This is a genomic window from Paenibacillus qinlingensis, from assembly GCF_031455095.1.
Classification (GTDB): Bacteria; Bacillota; Bacilli; order Paenibacillales; family NBRC-103111; genus Paenibacillus_E; species Paenibacillus_E qinlingensis_A.
In genome coordinates, this window is sequence record NZ_JAVDSB010000014.1 from 141,112 (window position 1) to 159,248 (window position 18,137).

At 45.1% G+C, this 18,137-nt stretch carries 16 protein-coding genes and 15 tRNA genes; 2 read left to right on the forward strand and 29 right to left on the reverse strand.

The annotated features are described in order from the left end of the window. Positions 1-72: 72 nt before the first annotated feature. The 7 genes from mobA to J2736_RS26695 all read right to left on the reverse strand — a co-directional run bounded on the left by mobA (position 73) and on the right by J2736_RS26695 (position 5,888). Complete coding sequence (mobA, locus tag J2736_RS26665; protein WP_310501630.1) at positions 73-693, reverse strand: molybdenum cofactor guanylyltransferase; 621 nt, start codon at positions 691-693, stop codon at positions 73-75. Continuing rightward, entirely contained in the window at positions 690-1,334 is a 645-nt protein-coding gene (locus tag J2736_RS26670; RefSeq protein ID WP_310501631.1) for an MOSC domain-containing protein, read from the reverse strand. Before J2736_RS26670 ends, mobA begins: the two co-directional genes overlap by 4 nt. A gap of 98 nt (positions 1,335-1,432) precedes the next feature. Further along, the gene (locus tag J2736_RS26675) at positions 1,433-2,299 is read right to left on the reverse strand and encodes a molybdopterin-dependent oxidoreductase (protein WP_310501632.1); all 867 of its coding nucleotides are present in this window, start codon (positions 2,297-2,299) and stop codon (positions 1,433-1,435) included. A gap of 645 nt (positions 2,300-2,944) precedes the next feature. Then, positions 2,945-3,391: a stalk domain-containing protein gene (locus J2736_RS26680; protein ID WP_310501633.1), complete on the reverse strand. Its 447-nt coding sequence runs from the start codon at positions 3,389-3,391 to the stop codon at positions 2,945-2,947. A gap of 169 nt (positions 3,392-3,560) precedes the next feature. Then, positions 3,561-4,604, reverse strand: a complete 1,044-nt coding sequence (locus J2736_RS26685; RefSeq protein WP_310501634.1) for a HAMP domain-containing sensor histidine kinase — start codon at positions 4,602-4,604, stop codon at positions 3,561-3,563. Then, the gene (locus J2736_RS26690; protein ID WP_310501635.1) at positions 4,601-5,320 is read right to left on the reverse strand and encodes a response regulator transcription factor; all 720 of its coding nucleotides are present in this window, start codon (positions 5,318-5,320) and stop codon (positions 4,601-4,603) included. Before J2736_RS26690 ends, J2736_RS26685 begins: the two co-directional genes overlap by 4 nt. Positions 5,321-5,504: 184 nt before the next feature. Further along, positions 5,505-5,888: a hypothetical protein gene (locus tag J2736_RS26695; RefSeq protein WP_310501636.1), complete on the reverse strand. Its 384-nt coding sequence runs from the start codon at positions 5,886-5,888 to the stop codon at positions 5,505-5,507. A 185-nt stretch (positions 5,889-6,073) separates the two neighbouring features. Between J2736_RS26695 and J2736_RS26700 the strand changes: the two genes are divergently transcribed. Continuing rightward, a complete protein-coding gene (locus J2736_RS26700) occupies positions 6,074-6,868 on the forward strand; it encodes an alpha/beta fold hydrolase (protein WP_310501637.1) in 795 nt (264 codons plus the stop codon). Here the strand turns inward: J2736_RS26700 and J2736_RS26705 are convergent. Together J2736_RS26705 and J2736_RS26710 are read right to left on the reverse strand one after the other, a co-directional pair. Next, on the reverse strand, positions 6,858-8,072 hold the full coding sequence (locus tag J2736_RS26705; RefSeq protein WP_310501638.1) for an ROK family protein: 1,215 nt from the start codon (positions 8,070-8,072) through the stop codon (positions 6,858-6,860). The two genes, J2736_RS26700 and J2736_RS26705, sit on opposite strands and share 11 nt — an antisense overlap. A gap of 84 nt (positions 8,073-8,156) precedes the next feature. Beyond that, positions 8,157-8,867 carry a class I SAM-dependent methyltransferase gene (locus J2736_RS26710; RefSeq protein WP_310501639.1) on the reverse strand — a complete coding sequence of 237 codons (711 nt, stop codon included), beginning with the start codon at positions 8,865-8,867 and terminating at the stop codon, positions 8,157-8,159. A 250-nt stretch (positions 8,868-9,117) separates the two neighbouring features. Here J2736_RS26710 and J2736_RS26715 point away from each other — a divergent pair, with 250 nt between their 5' ends. Beyond that, entirely contained in the window at positions 9,118-9,228 is a 111-nt protein-coding gene (locus tag J2736_RS26715) for a sporulation protein YjcZ (RefSeq protein WP_310501640.1), read from the forward strand. Between the two features lie 83 nt (positions 9,229-9,311). On the opposite strand, the gene J2736_RS26720 is transcribed toward J2736_RS26715, so the two are convergent. From J2736_RS26720 to J2736_RS26815, 20 genes are all read right to left on the reverse strand, one after another. After that, a complete protein-coding gene (locus tag J2736_RS26720) occupies positions 9,312-10,862 on the reverse strand; it encodes an ABC transporter substrate-binding protein (RefSeq protein WP_310501641.1) in 1,551 nt (516 codons plus the stop codon). A 76-nt stretch (positions 10,863-10,938) separates the two neighbouring features. After that, on the reverse strand, positions 10,939-11,889 hold the full coding sequence (locus J2736_RS26725; protein ID WP_310501642.1) for a carbohydrate ABC transporter permease: 951 nt from the start codon (positions 11,887-11,889) through the stop codon (positions 10,939-10,941). Positions 11,890-11,904: 15 nt separating this feature from the next. Continuing rightward, positions 11,905-12,891, reverse strand: a complete 987-nt coding sequence (locus tag J2736_RS26730; RefSeq protein WP_397341673.1) for an ABC transporter permease — start codon at positions 12,889-12,891, stop codon at positions 11,905-11,907. Between the two features lie 278 nt (positions 12,892-13,169). Next, positions 13,170-14,774, reverse strand: coding sequence for a response regulator (locus J2736_RS26735; protein WP_310501643.1), 1,605 nt, complete (start codon positions 14,772-14,774; stop codon positions 13,170-13,172). Next, entirely contained in the window at positions 14,767-16,530 is a 1,764-nt protein-coding gene (locus J2736_RS26740) for a sensor histidine kinase (protein WP_310501649.1), read from the reverse strand. Before J2736_RS26740 ends, J2736_RS26735 begins: the two co-directional genes overlap by 8 nt. Before the next feature lie 198 nt (positions 16,531-16,728). Next, a tRNA-Leu gene (locus tag J2736_RS26745) sits at positions 16,729-16,807 on the reverse strand. 18 nt (positions 16,808-16,825) lie between these two features. Further along, positions 16,826-16,914, reverse strand: a tRNA-Leu gene (locus J2736_RS26750). An 11-nt stretch (positions 16,915-16,925) separates the two neighbouring features. Next, positions 16,926-16,996: transfer RNA gene (locus J2736_RS26755), tRNA-Cys, on the reverse strand. 10 nt (positions 16,997-17,006) lie between these two features. Further along, a tRNA-Gly gene (locus J2736_RS26760) sits at positions 17,007-17,081 on the reverse strand. Between the two features lie 8 nt (positions 17,082-17,089). Continuing rightward, a tRNA-Gln gene (locus tag J2736_RS26765) sits at positions 17,090-17,161 on the reverse strand. A 22-nt stretch (positions 17,162-17,183) separates the two neighbouring features. After that, positions 17,184-17,256 (reverse strand) — tRNA-His (locus J2736_RS26770). 25 nt (positions 17,257-17,281) lie between these two features. Further along, positions 17,282-17,355 (reverse strand) — tRNA-Trp (locus J2736_RS26775). A 12-nt stretch (positions 17,356-17,367) separates the two neighbouring features. Continuing rightward, positions 17,368-17,449, reverse strand: a tRNA-Tyr gene (locus J2736_RS26780). Positions 17,450-17,458: 9 nt separating this feature from the next. Beyond that, positions 17,459-17,534: transfer RNA gene (locus J2736_RS26785), tRNA-Thr, on the reverse strand. A 16-nt stretch (positions 17,535-17,550) separates the two neighbouring features. Then, a tRNA-Phe gene (locus tag J2736_RS26790) sits at positions 17,551-17,626 on the reverse strand. 20 nt (positions 17,627-17,646) lie between these two features. Then, positions 17,647-17,723, reverse strand: a tRNA-Asp gene (locus J2736_RS26795). A gap of 12 nt (positions 17,724-17,735) precedes the next feature. Then, positions 17,736-17,812: transfer RNA gene (locus J2736_RS26800), tRNA-Met, on the reverse strand. Positions 17,813-17,865: 53 nt separating this feature from the next. After that, a tRNA-Val gene (locus tag J2736_RS26805) sits at positions 17,866-17,941 on the reverse strand. A gap of 14 nt (positions 17,942-17,955) precedes the next feature. Further along, positions 17,956-18,030: transfer RNA gene (locus tag J2736_RS26810), tRNA-Glu, on the reverse strand. Positions 18,031-18,045: 15 nt separating this feature from the next. Beyond that, positions 18,046-18,137 (reverse strand) — tRNA-Ser (locus J2736_RS26815).

Below are 18,137 nucleotides of genomic sequence, written 5' to 3' on the forward strand. Positions count from 1 at the left end.
AGGAGTTCACCTTCTCTCTCTATCTATTATGGCATATTTTCTGACAATTTCCTAGGTTTCAACGTATCTCACTTATTCCAATGACAGATTATCTAACATATCCTTATATTCTTCAGGTGTATTCAAATTGGTAGCGAAATTCGTTCGAAGCCCACGTTGAACAAAAAAATCCAAATTAACAGACTGCCAATCTATGTGGTCTAATAAGCCCATTAATCGATAGTTTTGTTGCTGCAGCAGCAGTTCAGCCTCTGGTCCAACATCTCGGCCATAGATGCCGTGAAGTGGGTGCAAACGACCCTCTAACTCGGGAATAACAGCATCCACATTCGTATCTCGGCATACCTCCACCATAGCTTTTGCTGCATCGCCAGATATAAATGGCATATCGCAGCCAACAATCCATAAGTGAGTCGAATGCGCTACCTTGGAGGCAGCATGAATCCCGCTCAAAGGTCCTTTCTGGGGATAGATATCCCTTACACAAAGTACTTCTATATCGACGGTTAACCCCGCGAGTACAGGCTGCAAGGGTTCTACTTCACTGGTTACGACAATAATTTGCTCACAGCTGTGAGACATTTCTTTCAGTTGTCTTAACAGCATAGCCTCACCTTGCACAGGTAGGAGTGCCTTCGGCCTTCCGCCCATTCGGCGATTCAAGCCTCCAGCAAGAATAACGCCAGTCATCATACCTCAAGCTCCGCCAATCGTTTCCTAAACGATTGCTTCCAACTTGTCGAAAGTGCTTCGACACCTAGAACTCTTTTAACTCCTTCGATATTGTTTTTATCATGGTATTTAATCTGATTAGCGTATGCAACTGTCACCCCTGCTTCATCTCTAGCAAGGAGTCTCAACTCCGACTGAGGAGAAATACGGCCCTCTTGCAGCACTCGAAAATAATACCCGGTATAACCTGTATCCTGAACATGGAGCGTAGCCTCTGGCCAATCCATACGCTTAGCTAATTTATGACACGGCTGCCTAGGCTGTGAGACTTGAACGATTACCTCATCAATGGCAAATGTATCCCCAATCCTCACCTCATGCTCTTGAAGACCGCGGATTGTGAGATTTTCTCCAAAAGTAGCCACATCTAATTTATATCCTCTGAGCGTTTCCCAGTATGCATAATGCTCCTCCGGATAAACACAGATGGCTTTATCTACGCCACCATGAACCGTCAGATCCGCTTGCCCATCCCCTTCTATCTGTATTTTGGATACAAACAAAGAGGAGCTGACTGGGGTCTTATAAATCCCTGTAGTCAGCTCTTTGCCTCGATAGGCTATTGTTTGGGGTAACCCCACATTAATCGATGTTATTTGCATGGCAAATGTCCCTCATTTCCGAACAGGATTCTTTGCCCTTACTATACCAAAATCCAAGCGAAAAGTCAGTTCCCCGCTTCCTTCGTATTCAACCAAGATTATCCATTGGATGTGCCAACCCATGCATCGTTATCATAGCCGCGCACTTCCCAATACCCCATGTGCTCCTTATCTATTAACTCAATGGCTTGCAGCCACTTCACTGATTTATACGCATACATCTTCGGTACAATCAGGCGTACCGGCCCACCTAATTGCTGCGGAATGGGCTTGCCGTCCAATAAGACCGCGACCATAATGTCGTCCCCGTTCGCTTGACTCAAGGAAAGTGCATCGGTGTACACTTTGTCCCCTGAATAAAACTTCACAAACTTAGCAGATGCCTGCACGCCTGCTGCTGCTAATAACTGCTTCAACGGAATGCCTTCCCAGGTACATTGGTACACAGACCAACCCGTCACACAATGAAAGTCGCTGACTTGAACCGTGCGTTTCATCTGCATGAACTGATCCCAATTCCATGCGTTAGGCTTATCTACCAAACCCGAGATGGCAAATTTCCAGGTATCTGATGAAAAAGCTGGAATTTCCGTGACTGTGTAAATACGGAAATTGCCTTTGGCCCCTCCGCCTACGACAGCGGCGGAATCGGGAAGTGGCTCCGGCGGCGGCAGCATGCGATTGCCGTCGCTTGCCACATAGTCGGCGGTTGACGACCCGCCGGTATCGAACGCGCCTTTTATCCAGCGATAAAAGGCAGGACCGATCGCGATCACGAGCACCACGCCTGCGACAAGTCGCATGAAGGAGGCGCGTGTGATCGGCGATTCCTTCAGCGCGGCGATAACCGCCTGCGCTGCTGTGCGCGACGTGGCGGCGTCGTCCGCCACGGGATCCGCCGCTGTCACGCTAGCGGCGGCAGCAGGGGCTGTGACCGCCTGCAGCGATGCTGGCGGTTTAGTCACGGCAGCGGCTTGCTCAAGCCGCTGTTGGCGCTTCAGCCATCGGCTGCGCGAGATGGCGTGGTACACGGCATACGGCACTCCGACCCAGGTTAGTAGGTCATGCACGAGGAGTGCCGCGTTATTCAAAGCAGGTGGCATGTGCCGGAATTGCCACAGGATTACGCCTGATGCGGCCCAGCCGATCAGGAGGGCGAGCACGAACACCAGATTCGCGCGTTGGTTGCGCCGCGCGCGAATTTGTCGCCAATGCTTGCGTATCATGGGTGCATACAGCACCATGAGCAGTACCGAGGCGACTCCCAAATAGATGTGAAGCTGCTTCAGCGTTACACGAAAAGCACCAAGATCCCCGCGGATCGCGCCAATACTGAGCACAATTCCCGTCACAGTCAACAGCACTAAAATCCAAGCATTCCAGCTATGAATGGCGTTTAACCGCTTTCCAAACGACTGCTTGAGCCAGCCTCTTTTTGACTCCACCTTCGCCACATCCTTCATCCAATGTTTTCGTTCTAGATTAGCTATACTTTTATCATAACGTATAAATATTAAAAAAGGCTTACAATTAGCTGATTAGCCTACTTTTTTACCTTTCTAATTCAAAAGAGCCTACCCGATGGGCAGACTCTATCAATCCATTCGATATTATTTCAATAAGTACGTGTCAACAAACGACTTCGGAACATACGTCATACTGCCAATTAACATTGGAGTGTACATCAACATGCCCTCTATGCCATCCACAGTAATCATTTTACTATCGATCTGAATACTGAACATTTGTCCCTTCATCATGCCCTTGTCTTCCATCTTTCCTTTATCATCCTTCATGCCCATATCACCCATCTTCGCCAAAACAATCGAGTGGGCTTCATCTAACCAAGTCACTTTGAACCCTAATGATTCTGCAACTTGACGTAACGGGACTAACTCGGTGCCATCCTTCATCATCGTTTGGATACCTGAATAATCATAAGACTTTGCCATCATTTCCTCGGCACTAGCGAATGTTGGCAGTGCCAGTGTACAGACAACTCCCCCCACAATCAGCGCTTTTCTCCAAGATATACGCACATTCATTTTCGGATTCATCGCATTCATCCTTTCGTGTTTCTATTGTAAGTTCACTTCACATTTCCTAATTTACAGCGCTAAGCTTACCAAGCTCTAACGATAACCTTACAAATCACTTACAGAAGCCTAACAGAAAAGAAGCCTAGCATGTTGTTACATGCCAGACTTCTTCGAACATACGCTATACTTAATGGACCGGCAGTGTAAACCAAAACTGACTCCCGTTCCCTTCTGTCGTTTTATTTCTCTCAACGCCAATTGTGCCGCCATGCAGTTCTACAATTGATTTAGCAATGGCCAAACCGAGCCCAGCCCCTCCGCTTGATCTTGTTCGAGAAGGATCAGAGCGATAGAACCGATCGAAGATTCGCTCTATATCTTCCTCCTTAACACCGTGTCCTTGATCTTTAATAGACAACTTTACGAACTGTTCTGTTATGTGCTCTGCCCTAATATCTATTGAACCGCCAGCAGGCGAATGCCGAATTGCATTATCCATAATGTTAGCAAGCACTCGCTTCATTTCCTGCGGCATGATGGCAACTGGCGGCAATCGCTCTGGCAAATCGACTTCTACCTGCAATTGTTTTTCCTCTAGCTGAAAAGCCAAGCTTTGTAATCCATCCACGAGTAAATGATCCACATGGTAGAGCTCAGGCGTGAACTCCGTACCACCTGCATCTAGTTGTGATAATTTGAACAGTTCTTGAATTAACGCATCCAATCTTCCCGTTTCCAAACGAATCGTTTGCAAATACCTCTCGAAAGTGGGCTTATCTGCAATCACATCATCTTGTAAGGCTTCAACAAAAGCTTGAATAGATGCCATCGGGGTTCGCAAATCATGTGATACATGGGCTACAAGCTCTTTGCGGGAGGCTTCTGCCAACCGTATTTTACCAAAGCTATCATTTAATTTGGCCGTCATCTGATTAAATTGTGCCGCTAGCCGCTGGTATTCTAAGGGACCAATTAGCGGCACTTTACCTTTGAAATCCCCATCTGCTATATGCGATGTTTCCTGTGTAATGGCTTTAATCGCTTTTTCCAAGGGTCTCGTCATGACAAAATGAATGAGCATGGAGACGCCCGCGGCGCCCACCGTTACGGTGGATAAGAGCACAACATCTTTCCAATTCAACAGCATGTACCTATAGCATATAAATAAGCTTAGCAGGATCATTCCTGTGCTTACGCCGCTTGCGATAAGCAGATATAACCGAAGTTTCATGACGGCTCCCTACCCTCAAATTTATAACCGATTCCCCATACGGTCTTAATAAATCGTGGTTGAGACGGATTCGCTTCTATTTTCTCCCGTAATCTTCGAATGTGAACAGTAACTGTTGTGGTGTCGCCATAATAATCCACATCCCAAACTTTATTAAGGAGTTGATTTCGCGAAAACACTTGCTCTGGATGTCTGACAAATAAATGCAGCAACTCAAACTCCTTCACGGTCAATTCGATTTCCTTCTCATTAACACGCACAATACGGTGTAGAACATTGAGCTCCAATCCTGGAAATTTCATAATATGCGATGGAGTCGCTTCCGCAGTCTCTGGCAACACAGCTTGAATCCGTTGTTGCCTGCGTAAGATCGCCTTCACGCGCAGCACCAGTTCACGTGGCGAGAAAGGTTTCGTCATGTAATCATCTGCTCCCATTGTTAACCCCATCAAGCGATCCATTTCGTCCCCTCTTGCCGTTAGCATAATAATAGGTACGTCCTGCTTGTTGCGAATTTCTTCACAGACCTGCCAACCATTCGTGCCAGGCATCATGAGATCAAGCACAATTAGCTCTGGATTATGCTGCCTCCATAGTCGAAGAGCTTCATCGCCGCCTTCTGCTGTCACTACTTGGTAGCCTTCCCGCTTCAAATAAACGGCGCAAACATCGGTTATATTGGTCTCATCATCAACAACGAGAATGAGTGGATTCATCCTTCTGATCTCCCCTAACGACGAATGTCGAACTTTACCTGCTTTTTAATTATACCTTATATGGGGGAGCTCAAAGCTTACAGATATCTTACAAATAGGTTGAACATCATGTCTTTCAAGCAAAAGAAAAAAGGTGAAATCACGTCATCACGGATTTCACCTTCATTTGTTTATATAATTGTCGTTAACCGCCAATACGAATCTTTCGGTATGTATCGATAAACGAAAGGACATCAACCCGTTTCCCCCTCTTTTTAGCTACGCGAGCCATTTTCACAAGGGTCGTCCAGAACTCGTCCAGTACAGGGGATTCAAATCCATTTTCATTGGATTCTTGCGTTAACTTATGTTTGTTTTTATACGAAGTTCCTTCATCCGAAATGAGGTATTGTATTTGACTTTTCTTCCATTGCTCTCCCGATACGTAACTTACACCCATTTCACGCATTTTTTTGCGAACAGATGTGACAGGACGAGATAGTTCTCTAGCAATGACAACTGGCGGACACTCCGAGGAAAGGCGAATTAATTTGTCCAATTCTTGCGTGGACCATGGTTTCTTAGTCATATCAATAATCCCCATTTCGTAAATATGAATGTTTCATTTTGTCTGTTCTTGGTGAAGTACTAAAGGTATAATCAGAGAATAGCAATGAAATGTTAAGTAAGTATGAGTTAACCATAATGAAAGTATGAAGACATAACTTTTTCGATAATTATTTACAAAAACCGATTTTTGGAGGAAGAAAACGTATGAAAAAACATGTAAACGGAACTGAATTATTCGTTCAAGATCAAGGTCAAGGAGCCGCAGTTATCCTCCTTCATGGCTTTCCTTTGGATCATCGCATGTGGCAGGCTCAGGTCGAATCTTTGTCATCCCACTACCGTGTAATCGCTCCTGATTTCCGCGGAATGGGTCAATCCAGTATCCCTGTATCCCCGATGTCTCTCACTAATTATGCGCAGGATATTCTCGCCCTGATGGATGAATTAGGTATAGAAAAAGCCACCCTCGGAGGCTTCTCCATGGGTGGCTATGTCGCTTTTGCTCTACTACGTTTAGCGCCTGAACGTTTCTCTGGACTCATTCTTGCCAACACACGCCCCGAGCCAGACGGCCAAGAAGGACGGAAAAATCGTATGAATATGGCTGTCTCCTTATACGATAAGGGAGCCGCGGCAGCTCGTGATGCCATGCTTCCAAAGCTTGTCACTGCAACAACCCTGCAAGAGCAGCCGCAGCTGGTTGATAGCCTTAAGCTGATTATGGATAGCATGCCAGCAGAAGGGCTTGTCCATGCCAGCATTGCGATGGCATTCCGTGATGATTCGGTCCCCTTGCTCAGCACCATTTCAGTACCAACACTCGTTATTGCAGGTGAACAAGATGCCATCGCGCCTCCGGATGTCATGAAATCCATGGCCGATCATATTCAAGGAGCTAGCTATCACGTGATTCCCGCTGCTTCTCATCTTACCCCGATGGAGAAACCTGATGTCTTTAATGCCTTGCTTCTTAATTTTCTTAAAGGAATTAAGGCTTAACCAGCTGATCCATAACCATCACGGCCGCTCCGATGGCAAGTGCTTCATCACCTAGCTGCCCTTTGCTAAAAATAACCTGATAGGCGGGGTAATAATAAGTTTTACGGATAGCTACTTGCGTTGCTGTCTGGAAGAACAACTCCCCGCCTGTAATTAAAGGCCCCCCGATAATCACTTTCTCTGGGTGCAAAATATTTAATAAATTCGCCAGGCCGATCCCGAAATAGGTCGCTGCCTCCGTTACGATCTCCACGGCTAGGGGATCATTTTTTTTGAGCGCCTCCATAACATGCTTATAGGTGACTTGCTCGGGATCCTCAACCATATGTACCAAAACAGTTGATCTGCCCTGCTTTAAGGCTGATTTAGCAGCCTTCTCTATCGCATACAAGGAAGCGTACGATTCCAAAGCGCCATAATTACCAGTTTGGTTACGATGGGGAACACCATCCGTTTGAATAATCATTTGCCCTACTGAGCCTTCCATATCGACAGCCCCATAGATGACCTTTCCTTCCGACACCATCGAAGAGCGTAAACCTACGCCTGCATGAATATAAAGGAGATGCTTAAAGCTCCTTGTTCGCTGGTGCCAAGATTCTGCCAGAATCGCAGTGTTCGCACCATTATCCAGCAGCGCCGGGATCTGTAGGGCTTCACTTAACCAATGACAGATTTCTACATGCCTCCAACCAGTCGCAGGAAAATAGGAGGGCTCCAGAATAACGCCAGATATTCGGTCTACTGGCCCTACGGCCCCAACCCCAATACCCAACACCTGAGAAATATCAAGGCCATGCTTAACTAACATGTGCTTAGCTTCTTCGGCAATAAGGGGAAGCAGTACGGCAGGCGTCATGACTTCTGTCATGGTCCAGCTCTTGGTTTCCAGCTTATTCATGCCTAAATCGACAAGCACCAGCTTGGACAATGTTCTGGAGATTTCCAAACCAAATATATAAGCATAGGCCGGATTCTTCTCGTACAAAATCGGCCTACGCCCGCCCGTAGATACTCCAAAGCCGGATTCCAAAATGAGTCCCTGACTCGTTAACTCTTCCAACAGGCGTGTCAACGTAGAGACTGTCATACCGCTTTGTTCTAATAAATCTATTTTCGAAACCGTAGTTTGACGTGTAATCAGCTCGTATACTTCCTTGGCTTTTCGGTTCGATATGCGTTCTGTTATGATATCTACGTTCAAAAGAAGCAGCCCCCAACGATAATCTTTCTCATACGTTTCGCCGTGAAGGATTCATTATCCTGCTTCTTATTGTGTCCTTATCGCTTAGAGCTTAGTGCCCATCATTAGGGTATAACCCATATAAGGATGATATTTACTGACTAGCTCATCATATCTAGCCGTGATTTGCCACACACGTGGATCCATAAAGGATTGTCGATCAGACAAATGAACAGGATCTGGGTGCTGAACTTGATCTTCAAACATCGTCAATGGAAAAGGATGAATCCCTGTCGAAGCGACGGAACGGAATTGATTACTTTCCAGTAACTCTTGCCATTCTTCCAGCTTATAAATTTTACTCACCCCATAGAAGCTGCAAAGCGCCCTATGAATGCCTGTTGTCATGTCTTTTACTTTAATTACTTCTCGGTCGTACAGTTTGCCTTCTGGTCGTAGTACCCGGTAATACTCCGATACGGCTTTCTGTGCATCTGCAAAGTTCGTAACGGATTCCACCATCACAACATCGAACGTATTCGCCTCGAATGGCAGCTGACATACATCCCCTATCAAGAAGTTCACCAGATTCCCCTGCTTTTCCGCTCGAATCTTGGCTTTATTAATCATTTCTGGACGGATATCAATAGCGGTGACATCACAACCCTGCTCTGCCAAATAACACGCCGTTCTACCTGTTCCGCAGCCAACCTCCAGCACTTTTTTCCCTCGTTCAATCGGATATCTCTTCAGTTGCTCAATGGTCTCTCCAAATCCCCCGGGATGTGCGTTTCCTATCCCGAGCTTCGCTAACATATCCAAGTAATCGATAGCCCTTACACCTCCGCAATGGCATTACGTTCTTTTTCTACCATATGGAAGGCTCCTGTCACTTGTTCAACTTCTCGCCACCTTTTTCCCAAAAACAGGCTCATGCCCAAAAATGGGGGTTGTCCCTACAGAATTAGGCGAAACACCCAATCAAAGCGTGACATCTCTCCATAGGATAGTATTGTCTCTCATTCGCTTCTGCGGAAGAGCATTCCTTGAAAGGGGGGTGACATAAATGGGTGTTGCTGTAGGTACTGGTGCAGGTTGTGGTGGTGGAACTTCTGCTGCTGCAATTCTTGTCTTGTTCGTATTGCTTGTAATCGTAACTATGACTTATGCTTGGTAATTAGTTATACATGCTTGAAAGCATAAATAAGGAGCCATAGCTCATCTGAGCTTGGCTCCTTATCCCCTTATACATACAATATCTTATTTCTTCGAGGCTGCTAGGAATGCATCCAATTGTTTTTGCTTTTCAGCAATAATTTTATCGATGCCTGCTGCTTTCATTTTATCTTGATATTTCGGTAAGGAAGCATCCATATCGACAGAACCTGTATCCATCGCAGCGTCAAACTCTTTACCTACGTTAACGGCTGCTGCCACTTGCGTTTTTACAGGCTCGGAGTCGAACGTAAAGCCAAGACCAGGGGATTTCTTGCCTGATGAGTTGAATTCTTTGAATTTATCCCATTTCTTCGGATCTTCATTGTCATACAGGTAGTTCAAGAATTGGTTACCAAACTGCCAAGCAGCACCCGGCGCATAGTTTTTACCTGCGTCAGTAGCTTTAATAATGTTGTCAGACACCTTCGTGTAGTGCGTTCCTTCAATACCAAAGTTAATTAAATTGTTCAATTGTTTATCGGTGTGCAATAAGTTAATCACCATCATCGTACGAGCTGGATCCTTGGACGTTACCGAAATACCAAGCATGGATCCTGCGGTGTCACCTGTAGAGATGGTACGTGGTGTCAGTTCGATTTGGCCAAGTTTACCTACTAAATTAGTGGCATTTGCTAACTCACTATCTTTCCCAGGCTTTAAGGAAGACGTAATCATGAACACATTGCCGGATTTCAAAGCATCCTGACCTGACAATTGCGTTGTAGCCGCATCTTTATTGATATACCCTTTTTGCATAAAATCACGTGTTAATTTCAAAATTTCCTTGTAACGCGGTTGATCCCATTTCGGAATAACTTTCGTATCCGTGCCATCCTTCATAATCACACCTGGAATTGTGCTATCCCCTAGGTAGTCATACTGTGCCAAATAATGCGCATTCAGGTTATCCCCGTCGCGAAGGAAGAAAGCTGTCATTTCAGGCTTTTTCTCTTTCACGGTTTTTAGAACATTGCCTAGATCGGCCATCGTTTTAACAGCGCCCATATCAATGCCTAGCTCTTTCGCGATATCGGAACGATACACGATGCCGCCTGAAGCTGCGAGCTCTTTATTCGTAGGTACACCATAGTTTTTACCATTGATTTTAGCGCCTTGAAGGAAAGCTGGGTCTAAGGAATCCGTAATACCTTTTCCATATTGCCCAATCAGATCATTCAGCGGCATCAATGCGCCTTTACCCACATTGACAGCGTGACCATTCCATTGTGCTGTGAAAAGGATATCGAACTCTTCACGGGAAGCGATCATTAAGTTCGTTTTGTTATCCCATTGTCCCCAGTCGATTGGCATCAATTTGATCGTTGCATTCATTTTTTCTTTCAAAACCTTGTTCATTGCATCTTCGACTTTAGCTTGATCCGGTTGCGGCGTACCAGGGTAGACTAGTTTAACTTCATACGGTTTCAAGTCTGTCGTTGCTGCTTTCGTTGCTGCTGGTGCCGTACTTGTTGCCGGAGCTGCTGTAGCACTTGTTGTAGGCTCTGGCGTACTCTTTGAACAGCCCGCCAAAGTGAGTGATAACGAAAACGATAGGGTAAGAAGTGCAAAAGTGCTTTTTTTCAAAGCTTTCATTGATGGATTGCCTCCCTTTTATCTCAATTATTCCTATTATGCTAAACCAGTCATAACTGGTACAAGCCGTATCCAACTAACCTTTTATTGCGCCAACCGTTAAGCCTTTCTTAAAGTACTTCTGGAAAAAGGGATATGCGAACACGATCGGGCCTATACCCAGTACAGCCATCGCCATGCGCACCGTTTCCGTTGGCAGCTGCAGCATGCCCCCTGCTTGTGATAAACCTTGACTTGCCTGCACGTTGGATGTCAGAAACTGAATATCCAGCATCGTTTTGTACATCATGAACTGCAGATTAATGTTTTTGCTGCCAGATATGAACACCAGACTGAGGAACCAGTCATTCCAATAGTTCAGCACCTGGAACAAACCAACTGAAGCCAATACAGGTAAGGAGAGTGGAATAATAATTTGACTGAAAATCCGAATCTCACCCGCTCCATCAATCTTAGCTGCTTCAATTAATGGCATCGGGATCGAATTAGCAAAGAACGTCCGCAGCAGGAGTACGAAGAAAGCGGATACGAGTAGGGGCAGCATGAGCGCTGCAATCGTATTTTTCAAGTCCAGCATCTGCGTATAGACCAGATACCAAGGAACGAGTCCTCCATTGAACAACATGGTAAAGAACATGAAGAATGAGAAGAAACTTTTATGTGGAAAATCACTTCGCGAAATGGGGTACGCGTATAGCGACATCATGACTAAACTAATCGCAGTTCCCACCGTTGCTAAGAAGACTGAAATCCCGAAGGAGCGTAAGATTTGATGCCAATCCTTAAACATGAACTTATAGGCTTCCAAGCTCCAAGCTTCCGGAATGAAATTGTAGCCATGAATCAGAACTCCCTTTTCATCGGAAAAGGATACAATAATGACTAATATAAGAGGCATTATACATGCTGCGGTATAAATCCAGAAGAATACGTTAACCAACATATTTGCTGTAGGTGATAAATCGTTCGGTCCTCGCTTCTTGGCTATCCGCTGTTGTTGTTTGCGTACAGTCATTGCTTCACTCACGACAGCCACTCCTTCTTAAAATAATGCATTCTCTTTGCTCACTTTTCTGACAAATAAATTCGTAATTAGAACTAGTAGGAAGCCTACTACTGCTTGATACAACCCTGCTGCCGATGACATTCCGATATCCCCCATCGTTAGGAACGTTTGATACACATAGGTATCAATAACTTGTGTTGTCGGAAATAACGCACCTGCATTTTTAGTTACTTGGAAGAACAAGCCGAAATCTGCATAGAAAATTCTACCTACCTGCAGAAGTGTCATCGTAATCATAACAGGCATGATCAGCGGAATCGTAATCCGTTTCACTTGCTGCCACTTATTAGCTCCATCGATTAAAGCTGCTTCATAATACTCATGATCAATACCAATAATGGCCGCCATGTAGATGACCGTATAGTAACCGAGGTTTTTCCATGTATTCACGATCGGCAGGATAACTGTCCAATATTTCGGCTCTGTATACCAGTCAATCGGTTCAAAACCTAATTTAGGCAGGAGCACCGTATTCACAAAGCCATGCTCTGCTCCTAAGAAAGCATATACCAGGTAAGCAACACACACCATGGACAGAAAGAACGGTAGGAACATCGTACTTTGATGGAACTTCGATAAGAATTTACTGCGCATCTCATTGAACATAATGGCCATCGCGACTGCTATCACTAAGTTCAATACGATAAACACTAGATTATAGGAGATCGTATTCCGAGTAATGACCCACGCAACCTCACTGGAGAATAAATACTTGAAGTTATCGAAGCCAACCCAAGGACTTCCTAATATCCCTTTCGTGTAATTCACATTTTTGAAAGCGATCAGAACGCCAGCCATTGGAATGTAGTTGTTAATGATTAACAAGAGTGCTGCTGGTGCCATCATTACGTAGAATATCCAATACTTGCGTACTGTCCATAAAAAGCTTACTTTGACTTGAGTTTGACGTTTTGTAGTACGTATAGGGGCTGCTTGCGCTGCCGTATTTGACGGTTCGTTCATCTTCTATTATGCTCCCCTTTCCAATCCATCCGCTTGCTTCTCTGTTATAGGTTCATTGTAAATTGTTTGGAAATAAATCTCTATCTGCGTAGTGACCGAATAAGCACTTCTGTGACATTCGAGAGTAACTGTCGATAATGCTCGTATATATGCTGCATAAAGCACAAAAGCCGCCCTCTCAAGGGCAGCTTCTTGTCAGTTAAGTTTGTGGATCCTTCTTTCTCCCATTCTGCTCTTCTAGATGCCTTACGCCAGCCTAAAACTTCCTTCAAGCCGCTTCAGCCCTGAAAATTCTTCCGATACTCTTGCGGTGAAAGACCAGAATACTTCTTAAACATTTTCGCGAAAAAGGAAAAATGGGAATAGCCCGTTTGCTCCGCCACATAGCTGATTTTATCATTTGTTTCGGCTAGCAGCTTCATCGCTTTCTCCATTCGAACCTTTAGGCTATACTCCGAAATGGAAAGCCCTGTTTCCTTCTTAAATAAACGTGATAAATAGGCCGGATTGAGATATACGGAGGCCGCCAATTCTTCTCTACTAAGCTCTTCTTCCATATGCTCATCAATATACTGACATACCTTCGCTGTAACAGCCGAAACGCCTTTCAGATGACTATTCATATAGTCACAGCTTATTTGCGCGATGCGAACAGCCCAGTTCCTAAGCTGATTTAAGGAGCGTGTCGCATTGCTATAATCCTGCAAATCTTGATGAGGCAGCATATCATGAACCGTTAATCCTTTTTTGTGCAAAACATGATACACCACATGCAGCAGCCCATAGTAGAAAGCCTCTACGGTTTCAGAGCCCACGTCATCCGTCTTTTGAAGACGATCAATATTCTCTTGAATGCGAGCTACCAGCTCTGCCTTCTTTCCTGATTCTAATAACACGATCCAATCGGAGAAGGTTGGCGCTTGCGGCTTATTCAGATGGGGCTGATCCATCTCACTGACCATAAGGACACAATTGCTTTTCGTCACGTTGTTTCGCTCATTTTGAAATAGATCCGCAACCTTCGCGGTAAGTTTAAGGAGCGAACTCTCCTCACCTACATAACAGGACAAGCTGCACTGAAAATAGCGATGACAAGCACTAATATAAGCCTCACACTTTGCTTTAATTTCAGTTAACGATGGCTGACTTCCTTTAGCTACATACAGCAGAACTAATGATGAGCCATTCTCTTGAATCACACAGCCTGCCTGATCCACAATAATGATTTCCGCAGCAGCTTTTCGAATCGCATACTCCATAATCTCTTCGTCTCTCGCGTTGAGCTCTTCCTTCCAGTGTTCCACACTAATTAAGATAGGTAAAATCGTGTGGGTCATTTCCAATGGGATTTCATACATCTGAAAATTACGTGTTAACCGCTCCTCATTTGCTGGTATTTTCCCGCTTAGCAACTCCTGCCAGAACTTCTCCACCAATGTCGGAAGCTCATTAACCCAGTGACTATAATACATTTTATACGTTTCATGAAAATCCAAATGCTCCTGATCCTCTTTGATCTTCGCGATGGCGAGCTTCACAATGTCTTGCAAACGATCGTGATCCACCGGCTTCAACACATAATCGAAGCTCCCTAAACGAACAGCCTGCCTGGCATATTCGAAATTCGCGTGACCTGTTAAGAAGATAGTCTCTGTTTGCGGTGAATTCGTCCGCACCCACTCTTGGAGCTGCAAACCATTGGCGCCAGGCATTTCTATATCCGAAATCATAATATCTATACGATTCTGTGATAGGATTTCTTTTGCTTCATTTACATCCAACGCTTCAAAAATATGAGTAATTGGAAACGATCCCCAGTCGATCCCTACCGTTATACCTTTAACCGCAATCTTCTCATCGTCAACAACTAAAAGGTTATACATCCTTATCCATCCCTTCCACAACGGCGGTATGAAGCGGCAGTCTGATTTGAACCATAGCCCCTCTGTCCGGCTTATTCATGAATCTCAGTGCAACTTTGTTTCCATAGTTCATCTGCAACCGATGTCGTACATTCCAAATCCCGAGATGCTCATCACCCGATTGGTCCAAATACTGAGCTGAATTCAATTGCTGCAGCATTTCCGGTTGAAAGCCCTCCCCGTTATCACTGATTGACAAGATGAAAAATTCCTCAGGTGCTTCTGAATCCTGCTCAGCTTTCACTTGAATCACATAGGTTCCATATTGTTTCGTAAAACCATGAATCACTGCATTCTCTACAAAAGGCTGAACAATGAGTGGCGGAATCGCATACTGACTGTATCTCTCAGGCAATTGGATATCAAAAGTTAAATGATCCGGATATCGCATGACCTGAATTTCTAAATAATTCCGAATATGATCGATTTCATCTTTCAGCGTCATCGTCGTTCGATTCGTACGCATAATAAAACGGAAATAATCCGCCAGATGCAAGGACATCTTCTGAACTGACTTCGTATCCTTTAACGCCGCGAGGTTATAAATAATATTTAGACTATTCATATAGAAATGAGGATTTATCTGCACCTGCAAATGCTTAAATTCCGCCTGCTGAACACGGATCTTCTCCTCATACACCGAGATTTTCAAATTCTCAATCTGATCCACCATGTTGTTAAACGTCGCGATCAGGAAGGCGAATTCCGTCGAGCTGCCCTCGTGCAGCCGTGTCGACAATTCCCCTTGCGCAATCTTCCGCATCCCACGGATTAATTGCATCAATGGTTTGAAAAGGATGCGCTGAACATACAACAAATAAATGCCAAGAACGAAGGCTCCGCCTAATGGCAAAAAGTAAATCAACAGCTGCAAATACGGTAAATTCTTGAGCATATTTTTCTCAGCAATAATGAGCTCAAATTCCAAATCAGCATGTGTGGAGGCTTCACGTACAATCAAAAACTGCTGATTCAACTCCTTGTCTTTCACGATTTGAAAGCCTGAGTTTTTGGGCGCTATTTGATCGCTGATGTTCTGATATCTCTGCAAAGGGAAATAGGTGTTGGTTAAGGTAGTCCCCTCAGGAGACACCACCGTAGTTCCTCCCCCTTCGCCGGTGTCCCATTTGCTTAGCGGTTCAACCATGCTGCTCATTTTAATAAGAATGCCACCCGACAGACCTGCCCCTAGATCCTTATTTATTTTCATCAAATAGTGATCACCATTCGATGCTTTCATAATAAGCCAGTTGCCGTTGGAACTATCATTTGGCCGGGTCTTTGTATTATCTACGATAAATTCCTTCACTGTCTGAACGCGATCATAGTAATACGTATTCTCTCTCGTCGACACCAACAGATCTCCCGTCGTAGCTGAAAATACAAAAAAGGTATTAACCAAGTTGTATATATCCAACTGTCGAGTTAACTTATTGAATAACCGTTGCTTCGCTAGCACATAATCATCCGATTCCAACGGGTACAAGTTCATATTGATTACATCTGGATCACTATATAGATGAAATAAATAATTATCGAATTCTTTGAGCGTATTATCCGTGTCCTCCACATATTGCTGCAGGAGCTTATTATAGTTTTGGGATATTTGATCCCTTACCACATTCATGGAGTACACATTATTAAAAGCTAAGAACAAAACCAAAGGAGCTACCACCAGTGCAAACCCGATAAAAATCTTAAATCTAACTGAATTCACTATATTCAAAAGGGGTCCCCGCCTCATCCGTCATTTTGGGTATGATCTTTCATTGTAAACATCCATTTCTTATTTTACTATCTGTAAAACACATGTACATAGCATTATAGATACCATGTTTGGCTGACTTCGTCTACCATGAAGTAAACACAAAAAAGCCCATGAAATCTAATGATTTCATAGGCTTCTTTTTCATTATACCGGCAAGAGGACTCGAACCTCCACCCTTTCGGACTCGATTTTGAGTCGAGCGCGTCTGCCATTCCGCCATGCCGGCATAAACTTGTAAAGATAATGGTGCCGAAGACCAGACTTGAACTGGTACGGTAGTCACCTACCGCAGGATTTTAAGTCCTGTGCGTCTGCCGATTCCGCCACTCCGGCTAATAAAATGAAGGCACCACCCAGATTCGAACTGGGGGTAAAGCTTTTGCAGAGCTCTGCCTTACCACTTGGCTATGGCGCCTTAGTAATAATGGAGCGGAAGACGGGGATCGAACCCGCGACCCTCGCCTTGGCAAGGCGATGCTCTACCGCTGAGCCACTTCCGCATATCAAACTGGGGATCAAGGATTTGAACCTTGGCATGACGGAGTCAAAGTCCGTTGCCTTACCGCTTGGCTAATCCCCATTATGTTGCTTTGGTAATAATGGGCGGACGACGGGACTTGAACCCGCGAATGCCGGATCCACAAACCGGTGCGTTAACCCCTTCGCCACGACCGCCACAATATTAGGTTTCTTGCATTTTTGGCAGGGGCAGCAGGAATTGAACCCACACCAAAGGTTTTGGAGACCTTTGTTCTACCCTTAAACTATGCCCCTGCATAAAGGAAATGGAGGCTGATGGATTCGAACCACCGAACTCGAAGAGAGCAGATTTACAGTCTGCCGTGTTTAGCCACTTCACTAAGCCTCCACAAAGCAATGGTGCCGTCGAGAGGACTTGAACCCCCAACCTACTGATTACAAGTCAGTTGCTCTACCAGTTGAGCTACAACGGCTTATTCAGTTAAAAAATGGTGGCTTTGGACGGAATCGAACCGCCGACACGAGGATTTTCAGTCCTCTGCTCTACCGACTGAGCTACAAAGCCTTACTGCTTGAATGTGATAATGGCGGAGCTGACGGGATTCGAACCCGCGGTCTCCTGCGTGACAGGCAGGCATGTTAGGCCACTACACCACAGCTCCACATTCATTATTTGGTTGCGGGGGCAGGATTTGAACCTGCGGCCTTCGGGTTATGAGCCCGACGAGCTACCGGGCTGCTCCACCCCGCGTCATTAAGTATAAGTCACGTTTCCTATTAAATCAAGTCTTGCATTAGGAAAAATGGTGGAGGCTGACGGGATCGAACCGCCGACCCTCTGCTTGTAAGGCAGATGCTCTCCCAGCTGAGCTAAGCCTCCATGGGAAGTAAAAATGGTGACCCGTAGGGGACTCGAACCCCTGTTACCTCCGTGAAAGGGAGGTGTCTTAACCACTTGACCAACGGGCCTTACTAGAAAGATTATGGCGGAGAGAGAGGGATTCGAACCCTCGAGACGCTTGTGACGCCTACACGATTTCCAATCGTGCTCCTTCGGCCAGCTCGGACACCTCTCC